Annotated in this window: 14 protein-coding genes and 1 tRNA gene; 11 read left to right on the forward strand and 4 right to left on the reverse strand. The window is 55.6% G+C overall.

Annotation, left to right across the window (positions count from 1 at the left end; all coding sequences use genetic code 11):
- Positions 1–285 precede the first annotated feature (285 nt).
- The 3 genes from ACP5EL_RS04950 (at position 286) to ACP5EL_RS04960 (ending at position 2,609) form a co-directional block, all read left to right on the forward strand.
- Positions 286–876 (forward strand): hypothetical protein, encoded by a 591-nt coding sequence (locus tag ACP5EL_RS04950; protein ID WP_428401373.1) that lies wholly within the window; start codon positions 286–288, stop codon positions 874–876.
- An 87-nt stretch (positions 877–963) separates the two neighbouring features.
- Positions 964–1,551, forward strand: coding sequence for a hypothetical protein (locus ACP5EL_RS04955; protein WP_428401374.1), 588 nt, complete (start codon positions 964–966; stop codon positions 1,549–1,551).
- A gap of 410 nt (positions 1,552–1,961) precedes the next feature.
- Positions 1,962–2,609 carry a type I restriction enzyme endonuclease domain-containing protein gene (locus ACP5EL_RS04960; protein WP_428401375.1) on the forward strand — a complete coding sequence of 216 codons (648 nt, stop codon included), beginning with the start codon at positions 1,962–1,964 and terminating at the stop codon, positions 2,607–2,609.
- A gap of 302 nt (positions 2,610–2,911) precedes the next feature.
- On the opposite strand, the gene ACP5EL_RS04965 is transcribed toward ACP5EL_RS04960, so the two are convergent.
- Both ACP5EL_RS04965 and ACP5EL_RS04970 read right to left on the reverse strand, forming a co-directional pair.
- Positions 2,912–2,996, reverse strand: a tRNA-Leu gene (locus ACP5EL_RS04965).
- 1 nt (position 2,997) lies between these two features.
- Complete coding sequence (locus ACP5EL_RS04970) at positions 2,998–3,153, reverse strand: hypothetical protein (RefSeq protein ID WP_428401376.1); 156 nt, start codon at positions 3,151–3,153, stop codon at positions 2,998–3,000.
- A 133-nt stretch (positions 3,154–3,286) separates the two neighbouring features.
- Here ACP5EL_RS04970 and purL point away from each other — a divergent pair, with 133 nt between their 5' ends.
- Genes purL through ACP5EL_RS04990 form a run of 4 tightly spaced genes read left to right on the forward strand, consistent with a single transcriptional unit; the run spans position 3,287 to position 9,216 of the window.
- Positions 3,287–5,608, forward strand: a complete 2,322-nt coding sequence (purL, locus tag ACP5EL_RS04975; RefSeq protein WP_428401377.1) for a phosphoribosylformylglycinamidine synthase subunit PurL — start codon at positions 3,287–3,289, stop codon at positions 5,606–5,608.
- The gene (gene purQ, locus ACP5EL_RS04980) at positions 5,605–6,408 is read left to right on the forward strand and encodes a phosphoribosylformylglycinamidine synthase I (protein ID WP_428401378.1); all 804 of its coding nucleotides are present in this window, start codon (positions 5,605–5,607) and stop codon (positions 6,406–6,408) included. Before purL ends, purQ begins: the two co-directional genes overlap by 4 nt.
- Complete coding sequence (locus tag ACP5EL_RS04985) at positions 6,402–6,875, forward strand: phosphoribosylformylglycinamidine synthase subunit PurS (protein ID WP_428401379.1); 474 nt, start codon at positions 6,402–6,404, stop codon at positions 6,873–6,875. The genes purQ and ACP5EL_RS04985 overlap by 7 nt, the downstream gene beginning before the upstream one ends.
- 10 nt (positions 6,876–6,885) lie before the next feature.
- Positions 6,886–9,216, forward strand: a complete 2,331-nt coding sequence (locus ACP5EL_RS04990) for a DEAD/DEAH box helicase (RefSeq protein WP_428401380.1) — start codon at positions 6,886–6,888, stop codon at positions 9,214–9,216.
- Positions 9,217–9,250: 34 nt separating this feature from the next.
- On the opposite strand, the gene ACP5EL_RS04995 is transcribed toward ACP5EL_RS04990, so the two are convergent.
- A complete protein-coding gene (locus tag ACP5EL_RS04995) occupies positions 9,251–9,694 on the reverse strand; it encodes a HEPN domain-containing protein (RefSeq protein WP_214032886.1) in 444 nt (147 codons plus the stop codon).
- Positions 9,684–10,226 (reverse strand): helix-turn-helix domain-containing protein, encoded by a 543-nt coding sequence (locus ACP5EL_RS05000; RefSeq protein WP_428401381.1) that lies wholly within the window; start codon positions 10,224–10,226, stop codon positions 9,684–9,686. Before ACP5EL_RS05000 ends, ACP5EL_RS04995 begins: the two co-directional genes overlap by 11 nt.
- A gap of 291 nt (positions 10,227–10,517) precedes the next feature.
- On the opposite strand from ACP5EL_RS05000, the gene ACP5EL_RS05005 reads away from it, so the two are divergent.
- The 4 genes from ACP5EL_RS05005 to pglX form a co-directional block, all read left to right on the forward strand.
- Positions 10,518–11,309: a DUF1819 family protein gene (locus ACP5EL_RS05005; protein ID WP_428401382.1), complete on the forward strand. Its 792-nt coding sequence runs from the start codon at positions 10,518–10,520 to the stop codon at positions 11,307–11,309.
- Positions 11,310–11,328: 19 nt separating this feature from the next.
- A complete protein-coding gene (locus tag ACP5EL_RS05010; RefSeq protein WP_428401383.1) occupies positions 11,329–11,868 on the forward strand; it encodes a BREX protein BrxB domain-containing protein in 540 nt (179 codons plus the stop codon).
- Entirely contained in the window at positions 11,865–15,593 is a 3,729-nt protein-coding gene (brxC, locus tag ACP5EL_RS05015; protein WP_428401385.1) for a BREX system P-loop protein BrxC, read from the forward strand. The genes ACP5EL_RS05010 and brxC overlap by 4 nt, the downstream gene beginning before the upstream one ends.
- A 7-nt stretch (positions 15,594–15,600) precedes the next feature.
- The coding region (gene pglX, locus ACP5EL_RS05020; protein WP_428401386.1) for a BREX-1 system adenine-specific DNA-methyltransferase PglX at positions 15,601–17,855 on the forward strand (2,255 nt) is incomplete at its 3' end.

Raw genomic sequence — 17,855 nt, forward strand, 5'->3', positions numbered from 1 at the left:
TGATGCAGCAAAAAAACGTAGTTGAAGGGGAGCACTCCTATTTTATGAGGTTGTATCATGTAAAATGGCACCAGTACATCTGATAGCAACATTGAAACAAATGATCTTTTTAATCTGCGGTTTTATAATCCGCTAGACTTTGGTGAGGAACTGGGTTAAGTATATATATTGTGATGGTACATCATTTGTAAGCATTTGCTAAATCAACTTTCCGGGCTGCTAAATAAAGTGTGGGTGAATCGTATGAAATTGAGGATTTTAATTTTGATGCTATGTTGTTTAGCATTGGCAGGCGTCGTATCAGGCGTTGATGAGTCCACAGATGAAACTAACGGCACCGCTGATGCGGAAGTCGTTGCGGATGAGGCATATACTTACATCTTCATCCAGGAAGGGACCAGTGGCAGCTTTGTGGAGGACGGATCTGGCAACTATACCCTGACCATCAATGGGGTATTGCCTTATACCGTATACTTCGCGGATCGTCCCGCCCGGGATGCTGGTATGGTGGAGATGGAACAGTTTATCGAAGGATTCAGCTTCGATCCTAACAACCCACCAAACGCCCTGCTGAATATCAGGGAGGGCGAAGAAGAGATCGACATGATCGTGGTGGAGCTGACTTGGCCTCAATACAATGAGACAACTGAAACTCTGACATACAAAGCGAGGCTGACCGCCGATTATGAGTTCGAATCTGAATGGCCTGAGGACCTCCTCCACAGGGTGGATGGCGAGATTCCGGAGGAATTCGGAGAGGTTGTTATAGTAATCGATGACTGCCCCTGTATGATCGATCCAGGAGACTGCAAATCCTGGTGGAGTAACAGTTGCTGGACTAAACCATTCTGCGACCCTTGTGGTGGATGCTGTTAGCGATCAAGACTAAAGCGGGTTGTGATACGGATGCAAGTGAATCGCATGAAATTGATTATTTTAACTTGGATGCTATGTTGTTTAGCATTGGCAGGCGTCGTATCAGGCGTTGATGAGTCCACAGATGAAACTAACGGCACCGCTGATGCGGAAGTCGTTGCGGATGAGGCATATACTTACATCTTCATCCAGGAAGGGACCAGTGGCAGCTTTGTGGAGGACGGATCTGGCAACTATACCCTGACCATCAATGGGGTATTGCCTTATACCGTATACTTCGCGGATCGTCCCGCCCGGGATGCTGGTATGGTGGAGATGGAACAGTTTATCGAAGGATTCAGCTTCGATCCTAACAACCCACCAAACGCCCTGCTGAATATCAGGGAGGGCGAAGAAGAGATCGACATGATCGTGGTGGAGCTGACTTGGCCTCAATACAATGAGACAACTGAAACTCTGACATACAAAGCGAGGCTGACCGCCGATTATGAGTTCGAATCTGAATGGCCTGAGGACCTCCTCCACAGGGTGGATGGCGAGATTCCGGAGGAATTCGGAGAGGTTGTTATAGTAATCGATGACTGCCCATGTTTGCCCTATGGAACGTGTGACTCGGATTGGAGGAACAGCTGCTGGTATAAATATTACTGCAAGCCCTGTGGCGGCTGTTGCTAGGATCAGTTTACGTAGGCATTGTCTGAAGAAAAAACTTTAGCTACCCGGCACGACATCATCGAAGTGGTTCGATTTGCGGGCTCATTGCAAAAAGCGCATGGTGCTCGCTCTTTGCTATTTTTAGGCATTGGCACCAAAGCCCATGACAGATTATTGTAGAGGTCTAGTCAGTCTTCTTGAGTTGATCAGCTCCGAGATTTGCAGTCCCGTACCTACCAGGAGCTTAACTATGAGCCGGTCTCTCCCATCGACTGCATCAGCGAGGGTTCTGAACTCTGTCGAGGATATAAGCTTGGGAATCACAAGGAAGGGAGGGCTGCGGACTCATTAAAACTTAGCGTTTTAACCCTTAAACGCTAGTCTACAAGGCGATCCTCCCCGGCACCCACGCCGCGGAGTTCCGCCAGGTTGTGCTCCTATCTTCAGTCCTCTCCGACACCATCAAGACCCTCGACCCCAAGGTCGACATCTCCGACCTGAGAGACGCCGTTGGAGACCTCCTCGACGAGTCTATCGGGGTCAGGGATTACAGGATCAGGGACCCGGATCAGATCATCGACCTCGGAGCCCTCGATTTCGAGGCGTTGAGGAAGAAGTTCGATACTGGACGCCAGAGGACCGAGACGGAACGGCTCAAGGCCCTCCTCGAAGTCAAGGTCAGAAGGATGGTGCGGCTCAACCGGAGCCGGATGAACTATCTCGACAAGTTCCAGAGGCTGATCGACGACTACAACTCCGGGTCCCTCAACGTGGAGGCCTTCTTCAACGAGCCGATCGCCTTCGCCCAGGAGCTCGACGCCGAAGATAAGCGGGCCATTTCGGAGAGACTCTCAGAAGAGGAGCTGGCAGTCTTCGACCTCCTGACGAAGCCTGAGATAAAATTGACCAAGAACGATGAGCGAGAGGTCAAGAGGGTGGCAAGAGAGCTTCTGGAGACGCTCAGGGGTGAAAAGCTCGTCCTCGACTGGCGCAAAAGGCAGCAATCTCGGGCGGCGGTCAAGCTCTGCATCGAGACGGTCCTCGATCAGCTTCCCCAGAACTACACCCAGGAGATGTAGGACGAGAAGTGCGAGGCGGTCTATCAGCACGTCTAAGAGTCGTATTATGGAGAAGGTCATGGGATTTACCAAACCTCAGCGTGACCGAAGGGTGGGTGATCGGAGCTGACCAACCTGAAAATAAGTCCGGCCTGGATCTTGAGAGCGGGCTCATTCGGCTCCTTCGACCATTCTTAATACGTATTCCTCAGCATGGATATCAACAAACCCCTGATTGTCTCGAGTCGAGGATTCGGCAGATAGCAAACAAAGGACAAAATTAAGACTTTTGGAATTTTATTTAAAGATTGCTGGTAAAATAGTGCGGGGGAAGGGATTCGAACCCTTGAACTCCTGCGAGAATAGATCTTGAGTCTATCACCGTTGACCTGGCTTGGTTACCCCCGCGCTAATCGTAATGGGTGACGCAGTTCCAGTGGTAATATCCGAGTATCCCGGTTCCCGTCACCTCGTCGAACTCCTGGAGAGGCAGACCGCAGATCGCGCACCTCTCGCCGTCCGGAACCTCAATCTCGGAGTCGTCGCAGATCACCACCAAGACCATGACCGGATATATCGTCTCTCGTTTTAAAGGTTTTGCCGTCGTCTCATCTTCGCCGGTCTCGCCCTCCCCGGATCGATAGATACATAACGGCCTATGGCGGCATAGTTACTTCCTGTAAATGAGGTGTCAATCGTTGAAAATAATCGGTCGAAAAGACCAGGAGGTGGAGGCCTCCCTCCGAAGTGCTGGCCTCGGCCTGACCGTTTCTGAGGCGCGCTCCATCGCCGAGGTTCTGGGAAGAGACCCCACCGTCCCGGAGCTCTTTAACTACGATACCATGTGGAGCGAGCACTGCTCTTACAAGAGCAGCCGCGCCACTCTGAACGAGTTTCTACACACCACCGGTCCCAACGTCGTCCAGGGGCCGGAGGAGGACGCAGGGATCGTGGCCATCAACGACGAGTGGTGCGTTGTGATCGCCCATGAGAGCCACAACCACCCGAGCCAGATACTGCCGAACGAGGGCGCTGCCACCGGGATCGGTGGGATCGTAAGAGACGTGAATTGCATGGGCGCCAAAGTCGTCGCCACCGCCGATCCTCTCCGGTTCGGCGATCCTTTCGGCGAGGACAGAAACCACGTCCGATGGGTCGCCGAGGGCGTCGTTGACGGGATCTGGCAGTACGGAAACGCCCTGGGGGTTCCGATCATTGCAGGAGACGTCGTCTTCGACGAGAGCTTCGATACCAACTGCCTGGTGAACGTGGTCGCCATCGGGGTGGTGAAACGGGGCGAGATCATCAAGAGCCGGGCTCCCGCGGGCGCTGGAGAGGGAGGCTACGACGTCATTGTCATAGGAAAGCCCACCGACTCCAGCGGCTTCGGCGGGGTTACTTTCGCCTCTGAGGAGCTGCGGGAGGAGGACGAGGAGGCGAACAGAGGAGCGATCCAGATCCCCGACCCCTTCCTCAAGAACGTCCTCTTCAAGGCGAACGAGGCATTATTCAAATTGACCCGCGATGAGGGGATCACCATCGGGTTCAAGGACCTGGGTGGAGGCGGGTTCACCTGCGCCTCCTCGGAGATGGGGGCGAGCGCCGGATACGGCATGGACCTCGACCTCGATCGGCTCCACAAGGCGAGCGAGGACCTCCCCCCCGAGGTCGTGGCCTGCGCCGAGACCCAGGAGAGGTTCATGCTCATCTGTCCCCCGGAGCTGACCCCGAGGGTTCTTGCGATCTACAACGAGGATTGGGACCTTCCCAACGTCTACGAGGGGGCGAGAGCCTCCGTCGTCGGGAAGGTGACGACGAACGGCAGGTACATAACCCGCTATCGAGGAGAGGTCACCTGCGACGTCTCCATCGAGCACCTGACGAAGGGGATCCGTTACGCCCGGGAAGAGAAGCCCCGGGAGATCAACCTCCAGGAGCCGGATACGACGCCACCCGAGGATCTGACCGACTTCCTGCTCAAGGTCCTGGATTCACCGAACGCCTCCTCAAGAGAGCACATCTTTCGCTATTACGATACTGAGGTCCAGGGCAACTCGGTGATAAGGCCTGGTGAGGCCGACGCCGGCCTCATAGCCCCAGTCCGGGGCGAGAATTTCGGGATCGCCCTCTCGGTGGACTCTAACCCCTTCTACGGCAGGATCAGCCCCTACTGGGCAGGGGCGACGGCCGTCGCCGAGGCGATGAGAAACGTCGCCGCCATCGGGGCTTATCCCGCCACCCTCACCGACTGCCTCAACTTCGGAAACCCTGAGAAGCCCGAGGCCTTCTGGGAGTTCAGAGAGTGCGTGAGAGGGCTCGCCGACGCCGCCAAGGCCCTCTGGCTGAAGGGATACGAGAACACCCCGGTCCCCATAGTCTCCGGGAACGTCAGCTTCTATAACGAGTCCCCGGAGGGGACGGTGGACCCTTCACCTATAATCGCCTGCGTCGGCCTCATCGACGACGTCAGAGACGCGGTGACGATGAACCTCAAGAGGGCAGGAGACTCCATCTACCTCATCGGCCCAAGGTTCGATGAATTGGGAGGCTCAGAGTACTATCGGACGGTTCACGGAGTCGTCGGCGCAAACGTGCCCGTCGTCAGGTTCGATCTGGAGAGGAGTATGATCTACGCGGTCATCGACTCGATCGCCGAAAAGCTCGTAGTCTCGGCTCATGACATCTCGAACGGGGGCCTTGGGGCCACCTCGGCCGAGATGGCTCTTGCTGGCAGGGGCGACCTGGGGATGGAGCTTGACCTCGACTCTGCCGGATCAGATCTTTCCGCCGACAAATTGGTCTTCAGCGAGTCCTCAGGGTTCCTCCTGGAATGCAATGGTGGGACTGAGGAGGAGCTTGAGCAGCTTCTGAAAGGATATGGCCTTGCGATCATGCGCCTGGGGAAGGTGACCGAGTCGCCGGAGATCGTCATGACCCACGGAGGCAAAACCGTCCTTCGAGTGGATCTGAAGACTGCAAAGAAGGCCTGGACCGGAGGTCTGGTGGAGGCGATGAGATGAAGATAGCTGTGGTCCAGTTTCCAGGAACAAACTGCGAGCATGAAACCCTGGTGGCCGCCGAGAGCGCCGGCCTATCCGGCGAGATATTCAGGTGGAATCGGCCTGCAGAGGAGCTATCCGAGTTCGATGGATACATAATCCCTGGCGGCTTCTCCTACCAGGACCGTCTGAGGGCTGGGGCCATCGCCTCGAAGGAGCCGGTGATGGACGCCCTCCGGGAGGAGGCGGATGGGGGCAAGCCGATCATAGGGATCTGCAACGGCTTTCAGATCCTGGTGGAGTCGGGCCTGCTTCCGGGCTTGGGTGGGGTGAATGTTGCCCTGGCCCAGAACGTGATGATCTCCGAAGGCGAGATCGTGAGGAGGGGATTTTACTGCGCATGGACGACGCTGCGGCACGAGGCGCCGCCGGAGAGGTGCAGCGGAAGCTTCCTTCTTGATAAAGGCGATCTCGTCCGGATGCCTCTCGCCCACGCCGAGGGAAACCTCGTCACCGCCGACGAGAAGCTGATAGAGAAGCTGAACGAGGAGAACCAGGTCATATTCCGGTACTGCGATCAGCGAGGGCGTGTGGACGACGAGTATCCTGTGAACGTTAACGGGAGCCGCGAGAGCATCGCCGGGATCTGTAACCCCGAGGGGAACGTCCTGGGGATGATGCCTCACCCCGAGAGGTCGTCCTTCGCCTGGCAGCTTCCTCCGGAGGATTCTGCGAAAAAAACCGGAGATATGAACGCTCCGGGGCCAGGAAGAAGGATATTCGAGTCGATGAAGCGGTACATCGAGGTGAGAGGATGTTGATCAACCTTCGGGTCTGGCTGAAGATACCGGACGCAGAGGCCGCCACCGTAAAAAACACCCTCCGCCGCAGGATGGGCTACGAGTCTGTTCTGGAAGAGCTGGGCAAAGAGAGGCTCTGGTCGATAGAGGTCGACGACACCGTCCAGGATCCGATGGATCTCGCGAGAAGACTGGCTCGAGAGCTGGTGAACGAGAACAAGGAGAGCTACACCGCCTCCGTCGACTCGGTCGATTTCGAGGGGGGTTACGTCCCGGTAAAGGTGGGGCTTTCCATCGAGGACGGGGAGGCGGTCTCCGCCCAAAACCGGCTCCGAAACCGGCTCGGCTTCGATATGGTGAAAGGGGTCGAGAGGTCCGTCGTCTGGAAGCTGGCCCTCAAGTCCCACGAGCCCGAGAAGGTTGCAGAGGAGATCGCCGAGAGGCTCCTCGTAAACCCCCACAAGGATTATTATGAGATTGTGAGCTGAAGGGAGGGAGATGACCTCCTACATCCAGCACCCTCTGCTGAAGGATAAGGCTGTGGAGAGGCGGATCTTCCAGCTGGAGCTGGCATCCTCCGCCCTCCAGCGCTCCACCCTGGTGGTTCTGCCGACGGGTTTAGGAAAAACAGTCATCGCCCTGATGGTCCTTCTCGCGCGGCTTGATCGGGGCAAGGTCCTCTTCATGGCCCCTACCAGGCCCCTGGTGGAGCAGCACGCCTCTTTTCTGGAGAAGGTTCTTCTTGACAGCTCCATCGTCATATCTTTTACCGGCGAGATATCGCCTGAGCGGAGGAGGGAGATGTGGGAGGAGGCGAGGGTTATCGTCTCCACGCCTCAGGTGGTGGAAAACGACCTTCTCTCCCGGAGGATATCGCTCCGGGACGTATCTTGCATTATCTTCGATGAGGCTCACCGGGCGGTCGGAAACTATGCCTACGTCTACATAGCCGAACGATATCGGCGGGAGGGAGAAGATCAGATCGTCCTCGGGATAACGGCGAGCCCCGGAAGCAGCCTCGAGCGGATCGAGGAGGTCTGCTCGAACATCGGGGCCGCGAGGGTGGAGACGAAGACCGAAGCGGACCCCGACGTCTCACCTTTCGTCCACGAGAGGGAGATCGAGGTGGTGAAGGTGAACGTCCCCGCGGAAATCCTGAGGCTGCGCTCCCTTCTGGAGGAGGTTTTGGAGGAGCGGGGAGAGGCTCTGGACCATCTCGGTGGAGCCGAGGGGTTTCGGACCCCCCGTCGGATGGACAGGACCTCGAAGAAGGAGCTTCTCGACCTTCAGAAGAGGCTGCGGGGATCGATCGCCAGAAACCCGTCGCCGGGCCTTTACCAGGCGGTCTCGGTCCTGGCGGAGGTCTTGAAGCTGAAGCATGCCGTCGAGCTCGCCGAAACGCAAGGGTTGGACTCCCTGGCCCGGTATCTGGAGCGGCTCGACTCGGAGGCCTCTTCCAGAGGGGGGAGCAAGGCCGCGAAGAGGATCATGGACGACCCTCGGGTGAGGGAGGCGGTCGCAGACCTGGCGAGGATGGACGTCGACCATCCGAAGCTTCGAGCGGTGAAGGACCTGGTAGAGGAGCAGCTCCGGGCCAAGACCGATTCAAGGATCATGGTCTTCACCAACTATCGGGATACGGCCAGCTCCGTCCTCGAATTTCTCAAGGATTCTGGAGACGAGATCATAAAGCCGGTCCGGTTCGTCGGCCAATCCAGCCGGGTCGCCGACGAGGGTCTGAGCCAGAAGAAGCAGGCAGAGATCCTCCAGAAGTTCCGGGACGGCGAGTTCAACGTTCTCATCGCCACCTCCGTCGGCGAGGAGGGAATCGACATCCCGGCGACGGACATGGTCCTCTTCTACGAGCCGGTCCCAAGCGAGATTCGCTCGATCCAGAGGAAGGGGAGGACGGGCCGGGCCAGAGCTGGCCGGGTCGTCGTCCTGGTGGCCAAGGGGACGAGGGATGAGGCTTACCGCTGGATCAGCGACCGGAAAGAGAAGAACATGCGCCAGCAGATCCGGGAGATGGGCTGGCCGGACCGGCGGGATCTGGGCCTATCGGCCGTAGCTGCTGGCAGGGGAGCAAGGCAGCTGGAGATCGGCGAGGTCGGCACCGCCGCGGCACAAGCCGCAGCGGCCGCGGCAGGCGAGCCTCCGACCTTCCTCGACCGGCCCGAGGAGGACGAGGCGTCCGCCCTGGTGGCCGTAGACCCCAGGGAGAGGAGCCTGGCCCGGATGCTGGAGTCGATGGGGGTGGGCGTCACCCTGAAGGTTCTGGAGGTCGGAGACTACGTGGTCAGCGATCGGGTTGCCATCGAGAGGAAGACCGCGAGCGACTTCGTCGACTCCCTCGTCGATCCGGGCCGCGGCCTCTTCGGCCAGATCCGGGATCTCGCCCGGACATACGATAGGCCGATCCTGATTTTGGAGGGTAGAGACCTCTACCTCCGCCAGGTCCACCCGAACGCCATCCGGGGGGCTCTCGCCTCCATAGCCGTAGACTTCGGGGTCGCCATCATCCCCACCGCCGACGAGGACGAGACGGTCTCGGTGATCGCAGCCATCGCCAGGCGCGAGCAGCAGGCCCGGGGCGGCGCGCCCCAGGCCCACGGCAAGAAGACCCACCGGACCCTCAAAGAGCAGCAGGAGTACCTGGTCTCCTCGATCCCCGGCGTCGGGGGTGCCGTGGCAAAGAACCTCCTCCGGCACTTCGGGTCCGTGGAGAGGGTCTTCGCGGCCTCGGCGGAAGAGCTGAAGGCGGTCGACCTTGTGGGGCCGAAGACTGCCGAAAGGATCAGAGAGCTGGTGGGCGGGGAATACAAGGGGTGAATTAGACCTCGAATCTTGTATCGGCTTTAAGGGACTATTTTCTTTCATCCTCGGTCTCCCGGAGCAGCCTCTCGATCCTGTTGATGAAGACTTCGGCGTGTCCGATGGCGTATTCCACCTCGTCTTCAGTCGGCGGAGCGCCGAAAGAGTACTGGTCGATGTGGCGGGCGCTTCTCAGCCTGTGGAATAAGAGGGTCCATTCCTCTTCGAGCCGTCCTCTCCGGACGTAGTCCTCCAGGTAAAGCTCGATGCAGATGTGGCTCTTCTCCCGCAGCCCGTCTCTGAAGAGGACCGCCCGAGCGGCATGAAAGTAGCCCATGTAGACGGCCATAAGACCAGATCGATATGCTCCGGCCTCAAGGGTCTCTTTAGCCTCATCGACCCAAACGCGGGCCTGCTCCAGCGATCTATTGGCCTTCGCGTTGGAGGGGTCGGTCTCTCGGAGAAGGTTCTTTTTGAAGCAGTCTTCAAGGTTCAAGGCACTCACCTGCCAGGGTTTTCGTCTCTCTCATCAGGCCGATATAAAATGGAAGGTCCTCCTCCCGAAGCGATGCGAGCTTATCCCGAGTGAGGAGCAGGATGGTGACCTCGCAGCCGATGGCTGCGCTCAGATCTCTCTCCAGCCTTGCAGCCTCAAGCTCCGTATCCGGGCCGATCTCCTCCACCAGGAGCCAGAGGTCGAGGTCGCTCTCTGAGGTGTTCGTACCGGCCGACCAGCTTCCATAGAGGCCGATGCCAATCGCCCACTCCGGAAGCGAGACCCGCTCCTCCAGGGCCACCACGTTCAAAAACGCCTTCAAGGATCGGGTTTTAGCACCATCGATCACGGAGAAATCTCTGCCCTCCCTCTCCAGGTAGCCCTCTCCGACCAGGATGGCGAGGTACCGTGAGGCGAGGCCCTTGTTGACCCCGGCCTCTCTCGCGGCCTCAGTGACCGTGACCGGAGAGGTGGTGAGGGCGTATCGCAGGAGCCTGATCCGCTCCTCAGAGCTGAGGAGTTCCGAGAGCATAGCTTTTATATTGTGTTTACGATACATAAACATTTTGTTTACGTATCATAAACGATTTGTTTACGATTCATAAACAAGCGTTTCAAGCACTGCCGATCTCCCAGGAGCCGATCGGCGGCGCCCGGCCCGCGCGTTCCCCCGCCGCCCTCGCCGCAGACCCAGGCCTGCGGCGCGAAATTTCGGGCGGCTTCCCGATCATCCTGACGGCATAAGAGTTCCCAAACACATAAACAGGAGTTAGATCTATAACCAAGCATCTTAAGTTAACCTCTATTTAGGAAGTAGAATGAGATGCGATCTAATAAAAGTCGGATTTATTCAAGTAAGATAATTAAGGCTGGAGCTTTATTAGCTGATACTAAAGCCTTGCTGGCCAATTGGGATAATAGCCTCCCCCTTGTCGATAATCTGGCTAGATTCCGGCAGGAAAATATTTTTGGGAAAGCTTCTCGCTCAAGAGTCGAAGACATTCTTGATATATTTCGTCAGCGTTATTTAAACGAGGACGATGTTACGAAAGCCCTGGCCACATTCATAAATGGTGGATTGCCATCCGAGAGTCTAGATCGCATTCTGTACTATCATGCTGCAAGGGCCGATCCGTTGTTGCATGATTTTGTTATCGAATTAGTCCAGCCGAGATATGAGACTGGCCTTAGAGATCTTCATTTAGAAGATGCTGAAGGATGGATCAGGAAGAAAATTGATGAAGGTAAGACTCACAGCACCTGGTCTGAAAGCACCATAAGAAGATCCGCATCTGGGTTGATGACCACCCTTCGGGATTTTGGAGTTCTCCAGGGTGCAAGAAATAAGAGTTTAGCTCCGATCTATTTGCCCGCGGAGGCATTCTCTTACATCGCGTTTTACCTGAGCAAGATTCAGCCCTCAGGCAAGCGGCTCATCGAAGACCCTGATTGGAGTCTGTTCTTTCTGACATCCCAGACTGTAGAGCACTTTTTCATGGAAGCTCATCAGCTACATCTCTTAAATTACCAGGCAGCAGGTTCAGTTATCTTGATCACATTTCCAGCAGAATCACTAGAGGAGTACGCTCATGTTATCCTTGAAAGATCGAATTGAATTAATGGAGAACGATCTGATGGCAAGACCATCAAAGATCAGCGTCTACCACGATCTGCCCTTTGCCATTCTGCGATACGATCCTCAAGACGAATGGCCTCTTAGAAATCAGCTTCGACTTTTAGAGACGAGACTTGAGGATTCCGGTAAAGAAGTGGTGACAATATCCCTAGCAGACCTGCTCTGGGAGGCGATAGAGAGGTCAGAAGGACTGGACGCCATCTTTGAACTGGAAAGGGAGATAGGATTTGAAAAAGCTCAGGAGCAGGTGACGACTTATCTATCTGATAGAGATTGGCAGCCACTTTCTGACCTTCTCGCAGAACATATGAGCGGCCTTGATCCTGAGAAGCATATAGTCTTTCTGACCAGAGCGGGATCTATGGCCCCGGCGATCTATTACATGTCCAAGTTGCTCGACGAGATGCATGGCCTCACCAAGGTCACAACCATTCTCTTTTATCCTGGAACTCTATCGGAGGGAAATACAGGCTTGCTTTTTATGAGTCTGAAGGACCGAGAGGTCCAGGGGAACTACAGGGTGAAGATCTATGGATGATCGATGGTGGTGTTGAAATGAATCTAATTGGAGAGCTTCTTTCAAGGGATTTGAGCCAAGATATCGAGGAGATAATAAAAGTCGATCAGTTTGACGAGCATACAGTTTACACAGAGATCACAGAATACGTCGCAACCGACCGGATTAAAGATCATTATCTGGAAATATTGAGGGCGATGGCGGAGGCTCCGGCAGAGCCTCACGAAGGCGTAGGGATCTGGATCTCTGGCTTCTTTGGATCAGGTAAGTCTTCTTTCGCGAAGAATTTGGGCTACGTTTTGGCAAATCCTTCGGTTCTGGGCAAAAGCTACAGCGAACTGTTCAAGGTTCAGCTCGATGATAACAGGATCAGCGAATATGTGGACTTCATCAATACAAAGATTCCAATCGAAGTGATCATGTTTGACGTCTCCAAGGCGTCGGAAGTCAAGAAAGGTGACGAGAAGATAGCAGAGATCGTCTATCGCGCCCTCCTCTCCAAGCTGGACTACGCCATGGATTACGATATATCCGACCTTGAGATCGAGCTTGAGGAAGAAGGAAATCTTGATCGGTTCATCAGCCTGTGTCCAGAGGTCAACGGGATCGAATGGAGCCGGGCCAGAAAGGGTGCCAAGAAGATCAATTACGCATCTGCCATCCTCAACAGGATGGACCCTGAGCATTTTCCCAAGCCCGACACCTGGGCCTTATCTCATCCTAGGAATACCTTGACCGTTGAGGATGTTGTCGAGCGGTCGTTTGATCTCATGGAGAAAAGACGGCCTGGCAAGGCGTTGGTCCTCATAATCGACGAGGTTGGCCAGTATGTTGCCCGAAGCGCTGATAGGATCGAAGATCTTCGAGCCCTCGTCGAGCAGTTCGGAAAGGTCAGCAAGAACCGGCTCAAAGCAAAAAAGGCAGTCGCTCCTGTCTGGATTGCGGTCACTTCGCAGGAGAAGCTGGATGAGGTGGTGGCTGCGATAGACTCCAAGAGGGTCGATCTTGCGAAGCTTCAGGACCGTTTCAAGTACAGGATAGATCTTGCACCCTCGGACATTCGAGAGGTAGCTACCCGCAGGGTTCTTGCCAAGAAAGAAGACGCAATTCCCCTCCTGGAGAAGATGTACGATGAGTCCCAAGGACAGCTCAACCTTGCACTTCGCCTGGAGAGGACCGCCAAAAAGTCTGAAGTTAAGAAGGACGACTTTGTCCAGTGTTACCCCTACCCCCCCCACTTTGTTGAGATCTCCATTGACATAATGTCAGGGATCAGGTTACAACCCGGAGCAGATCGGCATCTTGGCGGCAGCAACCGGACGATCATAAAACAGGCTCAGCAGATGCTGGTGAACGAGAGGACGAAGCTCGCTGAAAAGCCTGTAGGAACTCTCGTTACCATAGACAAGATCTTCGATATCGTCGAGGGGAACTTGTCGACGGAGAAGAGAAAGGATTTAGCGGACATCTTTGACCAATTCGGCGGCGATGGATCTATGGCATCCCGGGTCTCCAAGGTGGTCTGCCTTCTAGAATTCATCAGGGACCTCCCCAGAACCGAAGCAAATATCGCAGCTTGTATCGTAGACGCGATCGGAGAACAGGCTCCTCTGGCCAAAGTAAGAGATGCCTTGAAGTGCCTTCAAGAGGCGAAGTTTGTTCGAGAGACAGAAGAGGGCTGGAAACTTCAGACCGCTCAGGAGAAGAACTGGGAGACCGAGCGCAGAAGCCTGGAGCCGAGACCGCGAGATCGAAACGAGCTTCTCAAGAGCACTTTGGGGGATATCTTCAACGAGCCAGTTCTTAAAAGCTACAGATTCCAAAAGCTTAAGACTTTCAATATCGGATTGAGCTTCAATGGTTCTCAGATAAGTGATGGGCATGTATCCCTCTCCTTATTTGCATCTGAAGACGGCGACAGCTTTGAGAAGAGGCTTGAAGAGATCCGAAATGAGAGCAGATCTGAGGGTCACAATAATGAGATCTACTTCCTCTTTTCTTTGAATCCTGAGATCGACGATCTGGTGGCAGATCTATATTCGTCCAAGAAGATGGTTGAAAAGTACGACCAGCTTCGAGGACAGAACAGGATCACAAGAGAGGAGGCGACCAGCCTTGAGGACGAGAAGAAAGAGGTTATGAGGAAGCAGTCAAGGTTGAGAGATCTGGTCAGATCGGCCTTATTAGGAGGATCTTCCATCTTCAGAGGAATATCGAGGGACGGGTCTGATCTCGGAAAGAGCCTTGAGTCCATCATCAAGAAGGTTCTGGACGAGGTCATACTGGATCTCTATCCAAGGCTCCCGATCTGGGCCCGATCTCTCAAGGGAAAGGAGGCCAATGAGATCCTGAAGGCTGCAAACCTCAACGGCCTCAGCCCCATATTCTACAATGGAGAGCAGGGTATGGAACTGGTGGTGAAGGACGGCCAGAAGTACGTGCCCAATTCGAATGCAGAGATCGTCCAGGAGGTCTTCCAGCACCTTAACCGAGAACACAGTTACGGCAACAGAGATACAAGAACCGGCAAGGCCCTTGCGGCACACTTCAGCGGAATAGGTTATGGCGGAGATCAGGACGTACTGAGGCTGGTTCTCGCCGTCCTCTTCAGGGCTGGGATGATCGAGGTCTCCCATAGCGGCCAGAAGTTCGACTCCTATCAGGACCCTGTCAGCCACGATGCACTCACGAACAATAGTATATTTAAGACAGCCCTCTTTACGCCTGCTAAGATCATACCAATGGTGGAGTTGGCCAAGGCTGCGAAAAGCTACGAAGATCTCAGCGGGGACATGGTCGATGTGGAAAAGAACTCGATAGCTTCTGCCCTCAAAGGATTCGTTGAAAGAGAGAAAAGAGATCTCGTATCTATCGAGGCCAAAGCCAGAGCCAACGACCTTCCAGTATTGGTGCAGATAGACGAGATTAAGAGGACCCTAACCGAGATTTCAAAAGGGGCGACAGACGAGTGCGTTACTATCCTCATAGATGAGGGCGAGCGTCTGAAGAGAGATAGAGATACGATTCGCAAGATCCGTGAAGCTACAGGCGAAGCGTCTCTCAAGGCCATTCGGCAGGCTCGTCTGGCGTCCAGGGATAAGTGGCCGGTTTTGAAGGAGCGGGCCGAATCGGGCAGATTTGAGATTTCCGGCCTTGAAGAGAAGGCGGATCGATTGAAGCGCCTCCTGGAGGCCGAAGAGATCTACGACCATCTGGCCGAGATCGAGGAGATCTCCTCTGAGATCTCCTCACGATACGCCGAGGTTTACGACGAGCTTCACAGCAAAAGGAGGGAGGCGTTCTGTTCCGCCATCGAAACCGTTAAGGGCAGAGTTCAGCATTCAGGCATCGAAGAAAGGGAGATAGATCAGGCTCTCAGCGAACTCGCCAAAAGGAGCTGTGAGGGGCCGGACCTCAGGACGGGCGGGCTTTTGTGCGAGAGGTGCAAGGCGACCATCCCTCAGATGGAGTCTGACCTGGCCGCCCTTTCGAGCCTTGAGACCGAGGCGCTGGAGAGGGTCGAGAGGGTCGAGAGGCTGATGAGAGAGCGGGCACGCGCGGAATCAAAAGAGAGGACCACAACGACCGGCGGTCCAGAGCCTGAAAAGCAGGTCGTGAGAGTTCGCCTCTCGGAGTTCTTCAGCCAGCCCCTCAGTTCGAGAGAGGCGGTGGAGAGATCGGTTCAGAGACTGAAAAGCCACCTCTTGGAGCTGCTGGACGAGAACGCGGAGATAGTCCTGGAGTGAGAAAGAGATGGAGAGAGCTTTGATCCACAACGTGACCCTGGGAGCAAGAGAGCTGCTCATCAAAGAGGTCTGGGACCTCTTCCGGGGGGTTTACGGCCTCGACCCCAGGGGCAATCTCGAAAAGGTCGAAAACCTCCCCGCCCTCCAGCAGGTTCCAGAGGCCATGGAGACGAGGCAGAAGCTGGAGAAGTACCTGAAAGATGAGGAGAAGGCGGGCCAAAAGAGGGCGAAGGCCACAGAGAAGCTGGCAAAAGAGGTCGCCTTCACCCACCTCAACCGCCTGGTCGCCTTCAAGATGATGGAGGGGCGAAAGCTGATTCGAGGAACGATCGACCGCCACCACAGCTCAAACGGCTTCATCTTCTATCTCGCAGACCATCCCGAGGAGATGGCGATGTACGAGGGCGGAAGCCTGCCCCAGAACGCCCTCGGCGAGGGTGCCAGGGACGTCGCATACCGCCGCTTCCTCCTCAATCAGTCCGCCAAGATGGCTGAAGAGATAAGGGTCCTCTTCGATCCAGATAACCTCGCAAGCAGACTCTTTCCCCGTCCCCGGGCGCTCAAGGATCTAATCGACATGCTCAACGATCCCGCCCTGGAAGATGCCTGGGCTCCGGATAACGAGGAGACGATCGGCTGGATCTATCAGTACTTCACCGAGGATGAGAAGAAGGCGGTCTTCGACCGGCTCTATAAGAAGAAGCAGAAGATCCGCCCGGAAGATATCCCGGCGGCGACCCAGCTCTTCACGCCTCGCTGGATAGTGAAGTTTCTCGTCCAAAACACCCTCGGACGGCTCTGGGTCCAGATGCATCCCGATTCGAGACTTGTGGAGACCCTCGACTACCTCGTCCCTCTGGCCGGAGAGATCCCGCTCGTTCCGATAAAGCCGGTCCGGGAGATCGAGACCCTGGACCCCGCCTGCGGGACGATGCACTTCGGGCTTGTCGCCTTCGACCTTCTAGCCGAGATGTACCGGGAGGAGATGGCGCGGGCGGGAGAGCCCGGCTGGCCCGAGAGGCCGTCAGCAGAATCAGAGGACGAGATCCCCGCCGCGATCCTCGCCAACAACATCTTTGGGATCGACATAGCTCTCAGGGCGGTCCAGCTCTCGGCCCTGGCCCTCTACCTCAAGGCGAAGACATTGAACCCCAAGGCTAAGATCACCGAGAGCCACCTCGCCTGCGCCGAGATAGAGCTTCCAAAAGATGACCGCTGGCTGGAGGATTTTTTCGATTCGAGGTCCATCTCAAACCCGGTTTACGAGCGGGTCGTAAGGGCGCTTTGGGCCCAGATCAAGGAGAACTCCGGAAAGGGCGCCGGATCTCTTCTGCCTCTCGAAGAGGTGATCGGGGATCTTGTGGCAATGGAGAAAAAGCGCCACCAATCGACCCTTCAGGGTTTAGAAGACCTCGCCGAGATGGACCCAGAAGCCGAGAAGATCGAGTTTTGGGGCGAAGATTTCTGGCCGATCCTGGAAGATCAGGTGGTCCGGGCCTTCGATTACTATGCAAGGGAGCACGACGAGACCTTCTTTGCAGGAGAGGTTACGAAGGGGATGCGGCTTCTGGACGTGATGCGGAGGCGCTACGATGCGGTATTCACAAATCCACCTTATTTGGCGAGACGGAATATGTATCCCCTGTTGGCAGACTTTTTGGCCGCCTACTATCCGAAAGGCAAAGGTGATCTTTATACTGCCTTCATCGATCGTAGCGCCAGCTTCCTGAAAGATTCTGGTCGCATTGGAATGATAGCCCAGCAGTCCTTCATGTTCATCACTTCTTACGAGAATATGCGAAAGAAGCTCCTGGATTGCGGGGCTATCGAAGCGATGGCTCACGTAGGGCCTCACGCTTTTGAGGATATTGGGGGAGAAAAGGTGAACACGGTGCTATTCACCCTCATGAAGGAGCCAGACCAAGAAGTAAGAAATGATTCTATTGGCACCTACTTCCGACTTGTGAAAGAGCCAGACTCCGAATCTAAACGCCAGGGGTTTGAGCGGGCAGTTTCACACCTACGGTCAAATGAGTTGGACTCAGCAGTCTTCTGCTACCAGCAGGGAAACTTCGAAGTCATCTCTAGTAGCCCTTTGGTATACTGGATCAGTCCTGGAATGAGACGGCAGTTCTTAGAGCTTCCGAAGCTGGAGGATATCGCGCAGCCACGCGTTGGACTTCAGACAGGAGACAACTTCCGCTTCCTTCGCTTCTGGTGGGAGGTAGGTGCAGGCCAGATAGCCTTTGGTTGTAGGAGCAA

Source organism: Methanocrinis sp. (assembly GCF_049974945.1).
GTDB lineage: Archaea > Halobacteriota > Methanosarcinia > Methanotrichales > Methanotrichaceae > Methanocrinis.